Source organism: Nocardioides sp. ChNu-99 (assembly GCF_029493445.1).
Lineage (GTDB): Bacteria > Actinomycetota > Actinomycetes > Propionibacteriales > Nocardioidaceae > Nocardioides.
On record NZ_JAHWBL010000045.1, the window covers coordinates 1 to 12,918 of the forward strand.

Here is a 12,918-nt window from a genome sequence, read left to right on the forward strand (position 1 = left end):
CCGCCGCGGGCGGGCCCCCCGGGCTGCCGGGCGGTGCGCGCCGCCGTACGACGGGGGGCTCCGGCTGGGTGGGCGCCCCCGACCGACGCCGCGGGCGGAGCGGGGGGCCGACGTTCTCGGGCTCGCGGCCCGACGACCGCGACCCGCAGGGGGTGGAGGGGGAGGTACGCCGCCTCGTCGCCCAGCGCGGGTGGGAGCTCGACCTGCGGGTGCACGGGGTGTTCGGGCGCTGGGCCGAGCTGGTCGGGCCGGACGTGGCGGAGCACTCGACGCCGGAGTCGTTCGTCGACGGCCGCCTCGTGGTGCGCGCCCGGGCGACGGCCTGGGCCACGCAGCTGCGGCTGCTGGCGCCGACGCTGCTGCAGCGGATCAACACCGAGCTCGGCTCCGGCACGGTCACGGCGATCGAGGTCCTCGGGCCCCAGGGGCCGTCGTGGAAGAAGGGCCCGCGCAGCGTGCGCGACGGCCGGGGGCCGCGCGACACCTACGGGTGAGCCGGGCGCGGCCGAGCCCTCCGAGCGGCCGGACCGCCTGGGTGCGCAGGAGACGATCTGCGGGCCTCGCGGTGGTGGGGGGACCCACCCGGCACCCTGCGCGCCCCTCCACGGTGGGTTCCCGAGCCGCCTGAGGCGGTCCGAGCCCGCGACTCGCCCCCCACCCTGGGGACGCCTGCGTGTCTCCGGGCCTCCACGGCGGTAGGATGGGCGTCGGTGACCGTCCTCGGGCGGTCATCGCGTGTGTCGCGGCTCCCGGTCGCGACCCGGGTCGAGGAGAAGAGGGAACGCGCGTGAGCGACGACGAGCAGATCGAGACGCCGGGAGTGCCGGAGACGCCCGAGATGCCCGGGAGCGCCGAGGAGGCGATGGCCCAGCCGGTGTCCGCCTCCATCGTCGACGACGGGGCCTACGACGCGTCCGCGATCCAGGTGCTCGAGGGCCTCGAGGCCGTGCGCAAGCGCCCGGGCATGTACATCGGCTCGACCGGCGCCCGCGGCCTGCACCACCTCATCTGGGAGATCGTCGACAACGCGGTCGACGAGGCGCTCGCCGGCCACTGCGACCGCATCGTCGTGACGCTGACCGACGACGGCGCGATCCGCGTCGAGGACAACGGCCGCGGCATCCCGACCGACACCGCCCCCGGCCAGGAGCTGCCGGCCGTGACGCTGGCGCTCACCGTGCTGCACGCGGGCGGCAAGTTCGGCGGCGGCGGCTACAAGGTCTCCGGTGGTCTGCACGGCGTGGGCGTCTCCGTCGTCAACGCGCTGTCGAGCCGCCTCGTGGTCGAGGTGAAGAACCGCGGCCACCTGTGGCGCCAGACGTTCCAGCTCGGCGCGCCCGACGGGCCGCTCGAGAAGGTCCGCCCGATGGAGGAGGGCGAGTCCACCGGCACGACGGTCTCGTTCTGGGCGAGCGAGGACATCTTCGAGACGACGGAGTACTCGCTCGAGACCATCACCTCGCGCATCCGCGAGATGGCCTTCCTCAACAAGGGCCTCGAGATCGTCGTGCGCGACGACCGCCCGGCGGCCTCCGGCATCGCCGACGCGGTCGAGGACGACACGATCGACGAGACGGTCGACGGCGGGCACGACGCGCTCGGTCGCGGCGCCGGCGGCGGCCTCGAGCAGGTCTTCCGCTACGACCGCGGCCTGGTCGACTACGTCGAGCACCTCAACCGCAGCAAGGCGGTCGCGAACCCGACCGTCATCTCCTTCGAGGCCCAGACGCCCGACAGCGTCGAGAACCACATGAGCCTCGAGGTCGCGATGCAGTGGAACACCTCCTACAACGAGTCGGTCCACACCTTCGCGAACACGATCAACACCCACGAGGGCGGCACGCACGAGGAGGGCTTCCGCGCGGCGCTCACCTCGCTCGTCAACAACTGGGGCGAGACGTGGGGCCTGGTGAAGAAGAAGGAGGACCGGGTCTCGGGCGAGGACATCCGCGAGGGCCTCACCGCGATCATCTCCATCAAGCTGGGCGAGCCGCAGTTCGAGGGCCAGACGAAGACCAAGCTCGGCAACACCGAGGCGAAGGGCTTCACCCAGCGCATCGTCAACGAGCAGCTGGGTGACTGGTTCGAGCGCAACCCGGCCGAGGGCAAGGACATCGTGCGCAAGGCGCAGTCGGCGGCCCACGCGCGCATCGCGGCGCGCAAGGCCCGCGACCTGGCCCGCGACCGCAAGGGCCTGCTGGGCCGCAGCGGCCTGCCGGGCAAGCTGAGCGACTGCCAGTCGACGAACCCCGCCGAGTGCGAGGTGTTCATCGTCGAGGGTGACTCCGCCGGCGGCTCCGCGCGCCAGGGCCGCGACCCGCGCGTGCAGGCGATCCTCCCGATCCGCGGCAAGATCCTCAACGTCGAGAAGGCGCGCATCGACAAGGTCCTGGGCAACCAGGAGGTGCAGTCGATCATCTCCGCGCTGGGCACGGGCATCACCGAGGAGTTCGACCTCGCCAAGCTGCGCTACCACAAGGTCGTGCTGATGGCGGACGCCGACGTCGACGGCCACCACATCAACACGCTGCTGCTGACGCTGCTCTTCCGCTTCATGCGCCCGCTCATCGAGAACGGCCACGTCTACATGGCCCAGCCGCCGCTCTACCGCCTGCGCTGGAACAAGCCGGCCGACCACGAGTTCGTCTACTCCGACGCCGAGCGCGACGCGCTGCTGAAGGCCGGCCACGACGCCGGCAAGAAGCTGCCGAAGGAGAACCCGGTGCAGCGCTACAAGGGTCTGGGCGAGATGAACGCCAAGGAGCTGTGGGAGACCACGATGGACCCCGACCAGCGCCTGCTCCTCCAGGTGACGCTGGACGACGCCGCCCACGCCGACGAGATCTTCTCGATCCTCATGGGCGAGGACGTCGAGCAGCGCCGCTCGTTCATCCAGCGCAACGCCAAGGACGTCCGCTTCCTCGACATCTAGGACCTGCCGGTGCGGGTACGGCGGCGCGTGCCGCCGTACTCGTCAGGAGAGTCTGAACCGATCTACAGCTGTTCCTAGATTCATCTAGAACTCCGGAGAGAGAGCAATCGTGACCGAGACCCCCACCGACGGCGGCCTGCCGCTGGGGCCTGGCGGCCGCATCGAGCACGTCGAGCTGCAGACGTCGATGCAGCGGGCCTACATCGACTACGCGATGGCGGTCATCGTCGGGCGCGCGCTGCCCGACGTGCGGGACGGCCTCAAGCCGGTGCACCGCCGGGTGCTCTACGCGATGTACGACGGCGGTTACCGCCCCGACCGCGGCTTCAGCAAGTGCAGCCGCGTCGTCGGTGACGTGATGGGTCAGTACCACCCGCACGGCGACTCGGCGATCTACGACACCCTCGTGCGCCTCGCGCAGCCGTGGGTGATGCGCGCGCCGCTCATCCAGGGCCAGGGCAACTTCGGCTCGCCGGGCAACGACGCGGCGGCCGCGATGCGGTACACCGAGTGCCGGATGGCGCCGCTCGCGCTCGAGATGGTGCGGGACATCGACCAGGACACGGTCGACTTCCAGCCCAACTACGACGGCCGCTCGCAGGAGCCGACGGTGCTGCCGTCGCGCTACCCGAACCTGCTGGTCAACGGCTCGGCCGGCATCGCGGTCGGCATGGCGACCAACATCCCGCCGCACAACCTGCGCGAGGTGGCCGCCGGCGTGCAGTGGGCGATCGAGCACCCGGACGCGTCGCGCGAGGAGCTGCAGGACGCGCTCATCGAGCGCATCAAGGGTCCCGACTTCCCCAACGGTGCGCTCATCGTGGGCACGCAGGGCATCGAGCAGACCTACCGCACCGGCCGCGGCTCGGTGACGCAGCGCGCGGTCATCGACGTTGACGAGGACAGCCGCGGGCGCACCGTGCTCGTCATCACCGAGCTGCCCTACATGGTCAACCCGGACAACCTGGCGCTGAAGATCGCCGAGCTCGCCGACTCCGGCAAGGTGCAGGGCATCGCGGACGTCCGCGACGACACCTCGGACCGCACGGGCCAGCGGCTCGTCGTCGTGCTCAAGCGCGACGCCGTCGCCCGCGTGGTGCTCAACAACCTGCTCAAGCACACCGAGCTGCAGACCAACTTCAGCGCGAACATGCTGGCCCTGGTCGACGGCGTGCCCCGCACGCTGTCGATCGACCAGTTCATCAGCAACTGGCTGGCCCACCAGATCGAGGTCATCCAGCGGCGGACGCGCTACCGCCTCCGCAAGGCGGAGGAGGAGGCGCACGTCCAGCGCGGCCTGGTGAAGGCGCTCGAGGCGCTCGACGAGGTCATCGCCCTCATCCGCCGCTCGCCCGACGTCGCCGAGGCGAAGGCGGGCCTCATGGACCTGCTCGACGTCGACGAGGTGCAGGCCGACTACATCCTCGCGATGCAGCTGCGGAACCTCGCGGCCCTGCAGCGCCAGAAGATCATCGACCGGCTGGCCGAGCTCGAGCTGATCATCGCGGACCTGAAGGACATCCTCGCCAACGAGTCGCGCCAGCGGCAGATCGTCTCCGACGAGCTCGCGGCGATCGTGGAGAAGTACGGCGACGACCGCCGTACCCAGATCATCGCGGCCGCCGGCGACATGTCGATGGAGGACCTGATCCCCGACGAGGACCTCGTCGTCTCCATCACGCGGGGTGGGTACGCGAAGCGCACCCGCGCCGACCTGTACCGCACGCAGAAGCGCGGCGGGAAGGGCGTGCGTGGCGCCTCGCTGCGCGGTGACGACGTGGTGGAGCACTTCATCGCGACGACGAACCACCACTGGCTGCTGTTCTTCACCACCGCCGGGCGGGTCTACCGCACGAAGGCCTACAACCTGCCCGAGGCGAGTCGCGACGCGAAGGGCGGCCACGTGGCCGGCCTGCTGAGCTTCCAGCCCGACGAGGAGATCGCGCAGGTGCTGGCGATCCGCGACTACGAGCAGGCGCCGTACCTGGTGCTCGCCACCCGCAACGGGCTGGTCAAGAAGACGCGCTTGGGCGACTACAACTCCCCGCGCCAGGCGGGCGTCATCGCCATCAACTTCCGCGAGGACGACGACGAGCTCATCGGCGCCGAGCTGGTGGACGACCGCGACGAGATCCTGCTGGTGTCCCGCAAGGGCCAGGCGATCCGCTTCGCGGCCGACGACACCCAGCTGCGCCCGATGGGCCGCGCGACCTCGGGCGTGACGGGCATGAAGTTCCGCGAGGGCGACGCGCTGCTGTCGATGTCGGTCATCCGCGCCGCGCAGGTCGAGGCGGAGGAGGCGGCCGAGGCCGCGGCCGCCGAGGCAGGGGAGTCGACCGAGGGCGACCTGCCGGGCGTGAAGGAGCAGTACGTCTTCACCATCACCGACGGCGGCTTCGCGAAGCGCACGCGCATCAGCGACTACCGCAGCCAGTCGCGCGGCGGCCTGGGCATCAAGGCGATGGCGCTGGCCAACGAGGACCGCGGCTCGCTCGTGGGGGCGTTCATCGTGGAGGAGGGCGACGAGATCCTCTCGATCACCCAGTCGGGTCAGGTCGTGCGCAGCCCGATCAACGAGGACTTCCGCGCGACCGGGCGGTCCACGATGGGCGTGAAGTTCGTCAGCCCCAAGTCGAACGACGCCGTCGCCGTGGTCGCCCGCTCCGTCGAGGCCCGCGCCGAGGAGATCCTCGACGAGGCCGAGGAGGCGGGCGAGCTCAGCGGTGAGCCCAGTGGTGACGCCGACTCGGTCATCGACGCCGAGGCGGTGGCGGGTTCGCCGGAGGGTGGCACAATCGCCCAGGATGAGTCCGCTGGCGCGACCGAAGGTGCCGACGGCGACAGCGACGACGCAGAAGGCGAGGACGAGGTCTGATGGCCGACGACGCCACCTCCACCCGCACGACGACGGCGCCGCGGCCGCCCCAGCAGCGGCCCCCCGGCCAGGGCGCGGGCAGCACCTCGCCGACCCAGCTGCGCAAGCGGCGGGTACGCCGGGCACAGCTGCGGCTCACCCGCATCGACCCGTGGTCGGTGATGAAGACGGCGTTCCTGCTCTCCATCGCCTTCGCGGTCGTGACCGTCGTGTCGGTCTTCATCGTGTGGAGCGTGCTCGGCGCCGCCGGCGTGTGGGACTCGATCAACTCCACCATCGCCGACGTGCTGGGCTCCGAGGGCAGCGGTGACTTCGACGTGCAGAACTACGTCGGCATGTCCCGCGTGCTCGGCCTGACGATGCTGATCTCCGCGGTGAACGTCATCCTCATCACTGCCATGGCGACCCTCGGCGCGTTCCTCTACAACCTCGCCGCCGCCCTGCTGGGTGGCATCGAGGTCACCCTGGCGGAGGAGAGCGACCGCTGATCGTCGCCGGTCTCGCTGGTTGAGGCGGGCGCTGGTTCCGGTGGTTGAGGTGGCTGCTGGTTCGGTGGTTGAGGTGGGCGCGCTAGCGCCCCTCGAAACCACAGGTGGCCGCGCCAGCGCCCGCACCGGTGGTTGAGGTGGCCGCGCCAGCGGCCCTCGAAACCACCACGTCACCCAGTTTTGGCGGGACGAACACGCTCCGGTAGCATTCCGCGCGGCGTACGTCGTTCCGCCACCCCGGGCCTATAGCTCAGACGGTTAGAGCGCTTCCCTGATAAGGAAGAGGTCACAGGTTCAAGTCCTGTTAGGCCCACCACCGCAACGCCCCACGGACCACCGTGGGGCGTTGTCGCGTTCCGGGGCCGGTAGCGTCGGCGGGGTGAGCAGGCGACCTCCCCGGCGTCGAGGCTGGCCGGTCCGGGCCGACGAGTTCGACCTCCCGGACCTGCCGGAGCCGTACCTCATCCGCTACTACCCCCACTCGCCCGCACGGTCGCCGGACACCGTGTTCCGCTACCGGCTCGAGCTGTGCGAGCGGCGGAAGCTGCTGGGCGTCGTGCCGTGGCCGCGGATGCTGTTGCGCGAGGAGTTCTCCGGGTGGCAGGTCAGCGACTCGGGCAAGCGCCGCTGGGCCGTCGCGACCTTCCTGCAGCGCGTCGTGGCTGAGGGGTACGTCGACGCCGACGCCCTGCCGGCGCGGATGCTGCGTAAGAAGTGAGGGCGTGGCCCGACAGCGTGGTGCTCTCACCGCTCCGTGTCAGGCGCTGGCCAGGGCACTCAGCTGAGGCCGGACCCGTTCGTAGGCGGCAACGCCGTCTCGTGCTGGGGCGGGCACTCGGATGAGCGGCGGGTGACCCAAGGTCGGGACCACCAGGTCGCGCAGCGCGTCGTGGTACGCACGCTGGCGCAGCCGCCCCGCGTCACCGAAGCCGGCCGCGGACTTTGACGCCCGGTAGCGGTCCGATCTTGGTGCCCATTCGGCGCAGAGCTCGCGGTACTCGGCAAGGTCGAAGCCGAGCGGGGTCCCGGGCGGGTAGAGGTCGAGGCTGCGGAGCCGCCAGAAGGTGAAGTGCTGGGACTCGTCGACCTCGATGAACGTGCCGGACGGCTCGTGCAAGAAGTCGCCAGGCAGGGGGGTCAGACGCTTGGCCCGCTGCTGCGTCTCCACGCCGCCGAGTGCCTCGAAGATCCGGCCGAGTGTCTCGCGCACCTCGTGGGCTTCGGGGGGCAGACCGTAGTGACCTCGCTGGTTCAGCCACGGCACCTTCGCGCGCGTCAGCGCGATCCCGTCCGCAGCAGCGGCGTTCGCGAAAGCCCGTTCGCAGTCACCCACCGGCATGAAACCCACCCTAGGGGCGGGTGCGGACTGCCACCATGGGGCGCATGACGCGTATCGCGGGAGTCGTCGACCTGGCCACGGTCATGACGAACCTGAGCCAGCAACGGCCGGTGTTCCACTCGGAGGCCGACTTCCAGTTCGCCCTGGCGCAAGCCGTCGCGGCTGCCGACTCCTCCATCGAGGTGCGCCTCGAGGTGCGGCAGCCCGCCGAGCGCGCCGAGTACGTCGACATCGTGTGCCAGGGACCGCAGCGCCGGACGTTCATCGAGCTCAAGTACGCCACCGCCTCCTGGCTCGGTGAGGACGGTCGGGGCGAGCAGTTCCAGCTCAAGAACCACGCCGCGTACGACCTGGCCCGCCGCTACTTCATCCACGACGTGCACCGTCTGGAGCGGTTCACCGAAGCTGTCCCCGACGCCGACGGTGTCGCCCTCATGCTGACGAACGAGCCGGGTCTGTGGAATCCGCCCACGGGGCGCGTCACCCGCGACACCAACTTCCGAGTCCATGAGGGCAGGACGCTCACCGGGCATCTCGCATGGGGGAGCGGTGACACGCCCCGGTACGACCAGAACCTGACCGGCACCTACGCCGTCAATTGGCACGACTACTCGGAACTCGACGGAGGCAGGGGCTTGTTCCGTTGGCTGGCGCTCCCCGTCGGCAGCGCCAGTTGAACGCGGCAACGCCCCGCGGATGACCCGCGGGGCGCTGCGCGTGGAGTCGACGGTGACTGCCGGCGTACCTGCTCAAGTCAGAGCGCCGGCCCGTACCCACCGCACGTCGGCCGGAAGCCCTCAGGTCCGTCGTTCAGCGCGTTCACCGTCAGCTGCAGCGTCGGCTCGTCGAGGAACAGCCCGACGTGGCCGACGCGGTTGTCGGCGCAGAGGTTCTGGAGCACGACGTTCTCGGCGCCGGGGATCGACTGCGTCGATGACGGCGTCACGACGGTGTCGTAGCGCGTCTGGATGGTCATGTAGTCGGGCCCGGCAGGCACGCTCGGGTCGGCCTGCAGCGCGTCCATGAACCGGCTGCCGCGCGCCTGGTCGGTCACGCCCGGCGCCTGCAGGAGGCTCGCGAACGCCTCGGCGAAGCCGAGCAGCCGCAGCGACTGCCCGAGGGTGGCGATGCCGTTGAGCGTGGTGCCGTTCTGGCTGCCGCCCCACGAGACGTAGTCGTCGATCTTCGCCGCGCCGCCGGCGGTCTTGATGTAGGCGTAAGGCACGAGCCCGCCCTGGCTGTGGCCGACGACGTCGACCTTCGCGGCGCCGGTGCGGGTGCGCACCTGGTCGACGAACGTGCCGAACGCGGTCACCGACCGGCTGACCTGCCCGAGCCCGCCGATGCGGCCGAGGGAGGAGAGCGTCATCCCGTAGTTCTGCGCGTAGACGCAGTAGCCCTCGTTGCGCAGCCGCGGCGCGAGCTTCACGAAGTTCGACCCGAAGTTCACGAACGTCGCGTGCTGCAGGATCACCGGGTCGGGGTGCTCCGGGCTCGGCACGCAGCCCCAGTCGTTGACGCCCCGCAGGTACCCCGGGCTCACCACGAAGTTCGTGACCGCCGTGGCGAGGCCCCCCTCGCGGTACGTCGTCGAGCTCGCGGCCTGCGCCGCCGTGCCCGAGCCGGCCGCGACGAGTCCGAGACTGAGGGCGAGGGCGCACGCGGCGGTGCGCAGCAGCTGCTTCATGGATTCTCCCGAGGTCTGCGGCGCCGCCCCGTTGTGACGCCGGCCACTGAGAGTACGGTGTTCTCGCTCCCTCGCGGAAGGCCCTGCCGGCGTCGGCCGGTGGGGTACGGCGGCGCCCCGTGCGGTAGATTCGCCCGCGTTCGAGACGCTCAGAAGGGGCTCGCCATGAAGAAGATCGTGCTCACGCTGCTCGCCGTCAGCGGCGCGGTGCTGGCCAAGAAGAAGCTGGACGAGAGCAAGGCCGAGCAGGCCCTGTGGGCCGAGGCCACCGACCCCGTCTCGAAGTGAAGTCCGCGCCGCGCGAGCGGCGCGGCTGCGTCAGTACGACGCACGAGGGGCCTTGGCGCAATTGGTAGCGCACCTGCTTTGCAAGCAGGGGGTTAGGGGTTCGAGTCCCCTAGGCTCCACCAGGTTGCCGGTCTAGCGCCTGTCGCTGGTAGCCAGCCGAGGGGGTTCTGGTGCAAGAGGGCGTCTACGAGTCACTTGTCACGCACCAACTGGCACACCGTATGGATGCGTCGGACCTCCTCGCCACCGTGGCGTCCGTGGACCCCGCCGACGAGCCCCACGTCATTGCTCAACACGTGGCGAGCTTGCTCGAACGCCGACTGGAGGCAATCCGGGACCCCGCCGACCGCGTCGATCTTGTCAACGCAGTCATCGAACTCGTGGACGCCGCAGAGACAGTGCAGCGACCTACGCGGCAACTGCACGCAATGGCTCCAGCTCAGGGGCCTCAGCGGAACCTGACGGTTTCCCCTCGGCCAGCAACGCCGCTGGGAGCGGCTGCGCTACTGACCAACGCCCACGACGAGCCAAGTCTGGCGGGTGAACTGAGAGCGGAGCTGGGTTCCGCTGACTCGGTAGACCTCATCTGCGCCTTCGTTCGCTGGCACGGTCTGCGCTTGCTCGAGGACGCACTCGCTGAGGTCCGTCGGCGAGGCGTACCCCTTCGCGTCATCACCACGACGTACCTCGGCTCGACCGAACGACGGGCTCTGGACCGTCTCGTTCGTGAGTACGGCGCCGAGGTGCGGGTGCAGTACGACGCACAGCGCACCCGCCTCCACGCCAAGGCGTGGCTGTTCCGCCGGCGCACTGGCTTCGACACTGCCTACGTCGGCTCCTCGAACCTTTCCCGGGCAGCGCTTCTCGACGGGGTCGAGTGGAACGTCCGGCTCGCGACTGCCGCGACGCCGGCACTGATCCAGAAGTTCGAGGCGACCTTCGACTCCTACTGGGCGGACCCGACGTTCGCGCGATACGACCCGGACATCGACCGGGACCGGCTGGACGACGCACTGGCGGAGGCCGCCGGCCGCACCGCGAGCGAGCGTGTGACGGTCAGTCTGGCCGGCCTGGAGGTCCGGCCGTTCCCCCATCAGCAGGTCATGCTCGACTCATTGGAAGCCGAGCGGGTCGTGCACGAACGGCACCGCAATCTCGTCGTCGCGGCGACGGGTACTGGGAAGACGGTGGTCGCCGCCCTCGACTACAAGCGCCTCTGTCTCGGTGGCGAGCAACCGCGGCTCCTCTTCGTCGCGCACCGGCAGGAGATCCTGGAGCAGGCTCGTCGCACCTATCGGGAAGTCCTCGCTGATGGCGCCTTCGGCGAGCTGTACGTAGCTGGCAAGCGCCCGGAGCGGTGGGACCACGTCTTTGCCAGCGTCCAGTCACTGACGGCATATGGGGTCGCCGCCATCCCCTCCGACGCGTTCGACATCGTGGTCATCGACGAGTTCCACCACGCCCTGGCGCCCACGTACCGGGCGCTTCTCGACCACCTCCAGCCGTCCGAGCTCCTCGGCCTCACCGCAACGCCCGAGCGAACCGACGGCACTGATGTGCGGTCGTTGTTCGACGGACGCACGGCCGCGGAACTGCGTCTGTGGGACGCCATTGGCGCCGACCTGCTGGTGCCTTTCCACTACTTCGCAGTCGCGGACGGAACCGACCTGACCGGCATCACGTGGCGCCGCGGTCGCGGGTACGACGAAGCAGAGCTCAGCGGTGTCTACACGGGGAACGACGCGCGCGCGGCGATCGTGCTCCGCGAGGTAAGCGACAAGCTGCCCGAGGTCGGCGTCATGCGCGCTCTCGGGTTCTGCGTGAGTGTCGACCACGCCGCGTACATGGCACGCGTGTTCAACGAAGCCGGGGTTCCGGCCGCATCGCTGAGTGGCGCATCCTCGGTGGCGGAGCGTCAATTGGTACTCGCGCAACTACGCGCGGGCGGCCTGAATGCCGTCTTCGCTGTGGACCTCTTCAACGAGGGTCTCGACATCCCCGAGATCGACACGGTCTTGATGCTGCGTCCGACGGAGAGTGCAACCGTCTTCCTGCAGCAGCTCGGGCGCGGCCTACGACGGACGCCGACGAAACCCGTGCTGACGGTCCTCGACTTCGTGGGCCTCCACCGCAAGGAGTTCCGGTTCGCCGATCGCTACCGAGCTTTGACCGGGTTACCGCGTCGACGGTTGGCGGCGGCTGTCCAAGACGGGTTCCCGTTCCTGCCCTCGGGCTGCCAGATCGTGATGGACCGGCAAGCACAGAACGTCATCCTCGACAACGTCCGGGCGCAGTTGTCCCCCAGGTGGCCCGCCCTGGTCGCGGAGGCGCGTGCCGCGAGGTCGTCGACCTTGGCGGGCTTCCTCTCGGACGCCGGGGTCGAGTTGGAGGACGTGCTGCGATCGGGAAAGCGGTCGTGGACCGAACTCCGTCGCGCGGCCGCACTACCAACGCCGTCAGCGGGTCCGGGCGAGGATTCCCTAGCTAAGCGGGTGCGCGCTCTAGCGCACGTTGACGATCCAGTGCGGTCGAAGGCCTACAAGGACCTGCTGAGTGAGGAAGCTGCTGGCGCGCGCGGCCCGCAGGAGGAATTGCTGGCACGCATGCTCTACTTCACGCTCTGGCCGGGTGGGGGACACGCGTCGTACGACGAGGGCCTGGCCGCACTGCGAGCAGAGCCCGCCCTTTGTTCAGAGATGGCACAGGTGGTGGACCTGGGGTTCGAGGCGGCTCGCAACGTCACCGCCGAACTTGACCTGGCCGGGGTGCCGCTCAGGGTGCATGCGCGATACCAACGCGAGGAAGTGCTGGCTGCTCTCGGTTACGCGTCGTTGTCTCGGCGCCCCAACTCGTTCCGAGAAGGGGTTCTGTACGTGCGCGAGCTGGACGTGGACGCCTTCTTCGTGACGCTCAGGAAATCCGAGGCGGCGTACTCGCCCACGACCATGTACCGCGACTATCCGATCGACCCTCAGCACTTCCACTGGGAGTCGCAGTCGACGACCACCCTGTCTTCGCCGACGGGGCAGCGGTACGTGAACGGAGACAGCACGGTTCTGCTCTTTGTGCGTGAGGAGAGCGACGGCCCGTTCGGAACGGCGCCCTACTTGTTCTTGGGCAAGGCGGAATACGTGTCCCACCAAGGGGAGCGTCCGCTGGCCATCACCTGGCGGCTGGACCAGCCGATGCCAGCGGAGTTCTTCCACGCGGCATCGGTCGCTGCGGGGTAGACAGCGTCGGTCGGTGGCATCGTCTTGCTCGTCGCCGGCCATCAGGGCGATGGAGCTGGAATCGGTCTGAGTTGCCTCG

At 69.8% G+C, this 12,918-nt stretch carries 10 protein-coding genes and 2 tRNA genes; 10 read left to right on the plus strand and 2 right to left on the minus strand.

Annotation, left to right across the window (positions count from 1 at the left end; all coding sequences use genetic code 11):
• The 6 genes from KK617_RS13935 to KK617_RS13960 form a co-directional block, all read left to right on the plus strand.
• A partial coding sequence (locus KK617_RS13935; RefSeq protein ID WP_277500683.1) for a DciA family protein occupies nucleotides 1–494 on the plus strand: 494 nt, incomplete at its 5' end.
• Nucleotides 495–862: 368 nt separating this feature from the next.
• Complete coding sequence (gyrB, locus tag KK617_RS13940; protein ID WP_277500705.1) at nucleotides 863–2,932, plus strand: DNA topoisomerase (ATP-hydrolyzing) subunit B; 2,070 nt, start codon at nucleotides 863–865, stop codon at nucleotides 2,930–2,932.
• Nucleotides 2,933–3,041: 109 nt separating this feature from the next.
• On the plus strand, nucleotides 3,042–5,807 hold the full coding sequence (gene gyrA, locus KK617_RS13945) for a DNA gyrase subunit A (protein ID WP_277500684.1): 2,766 nt from the start codon (nucleotides 3,042–3,044) through the stop codon (nucleotides 5,805–5,807).
• Nucleotides 5,807–6,295 (plus strand): DUF3566 domain-containing protein, encoded by a 489-nt coding sequence (locus tag KK617_RS13950; RefSeq protein ID WP_277500685.1) that lies wholly within the window; start codon nucleotides 5,807–5,809, stop codon nucleotides 6,293–6,295. The genes gyrA and KK617_RS13950 overlap by 1 nt, the downstream gene beginning before the upstream one ends.
• Nucleotides 6,296–6,534: 239 nt before the next feature.
• A tRNA-Ile gene (locus tag KK617_RS13955) sits at nucleotides 6,535–6,611 on the plus strand.
• A 63-nt stretch (nucleotides 6,612–6,674) separates the two neighbouring features.
• Nucleotides 6,675–7,013, plus strand: coding sequence for a hypothetical protein (locus tag KK617_RS13960; protein ID WP_277500686.1), 339 nt, complete (start codon nucleotides 6,675–6,677; stop codon nucleotides 7,011–7,013).
• A 39-nt stretch (nucleotides 7,014–7,052) separates the two neighbouring features.
• Here the strand turns inward: KK617_RS13960 and KK617_RS13965 are convergent, their stop codons facing one another.
• Complete coding sequence (locus KK617_RS13965; RefSeq protein ID WP_277500687.1) at nucleotides 7,053–7,634, minus strand: hypothetical protein; 582 nt, start codon at nucleotides 7,632–7,634, stop codon at nucleotides 7,053–7,055.
• A 44-nt stretch (nucleotides 7,635–7,678) separates the two neighbouring features.
• Here KK617_RS13965 and KK617_RS13970 point away from each other — a divergent pair, with 44 nt between their 5' ends.
• Nucleotides 7,679–8,311: a hypothetical protein gene (locus KK617_RS13970; RefSeq protein ID WP_277500688.1), complete on the plus strand. Its 633-nt coding sequence runs from the start codon at nucleotides 7,679–7,681 to the stop codon at nucleotides 8,309–8,311.
• Between the two features lie 77 nt (nucleotides 8,312–8,388).
• Here the strand turns inward: KK617_RS13970 and KK617_RS13975 are convergent, their stop codons facing one another.
• Complete coding sequence (locus tag KK617_RS13975; RefSeq protein ID WP_277500689.1) at nucleotides 8,389–9,321, minus strand: alpha/beta fold hydrolase; 933 nt, start codon at nucleotides 9,319–9,321, stop codon at nucleotides 8,389–8,391.
• Nucleotides 9,322–9,486: 165 nt separating this feature from the next.
• Here KK617_RS13975 and KK617_RS13980 point away from each other — a divergent pair, with 165 nt between their 5' ends.
• The 3 genes from KK617_RS13980 to KK617_RS13990 all read left to right on the plus strand — a co-directional run bounded on the left by KK617_RS13980 (nucleotide 9,487) and on the right by KK617_RS13990 (nucleotide 12,839).
• Nucleotides 9,487–9,609, plus strand: a complete 123-nt coding sequence (locus KK617_RS13980; RefSeq protein ID WP_277500690.1) for a DLW-39 family protein — start codon at nucleotides 9,487–9,489, stop codon at nucleotides 9,607–9,609.
• Nucleotides 9,610–9,655: 46 nt separating this feature from the next.
• Nucleotides 9,656–9,731: transfer RNA gene (locus tag KK617_RS13985), tRNA-Ala, on the plus strand.
• Between the two features lie 99 nt (nucleotides 9,732–9,830).
• Nucleotides 9,831–12,839, plus strand: a complete 3,009-nt coding sequence (locus KK617_RS13990) for a DUF3427 domain-containing protein (protein ID WP_346813189.1) — start codon at nucleotides 9,831–9,833, stop codon at nucleotides 12,837–12,839.
• Nucleotides 12,840–12,918: the final 79 nt, after the last annotated feature.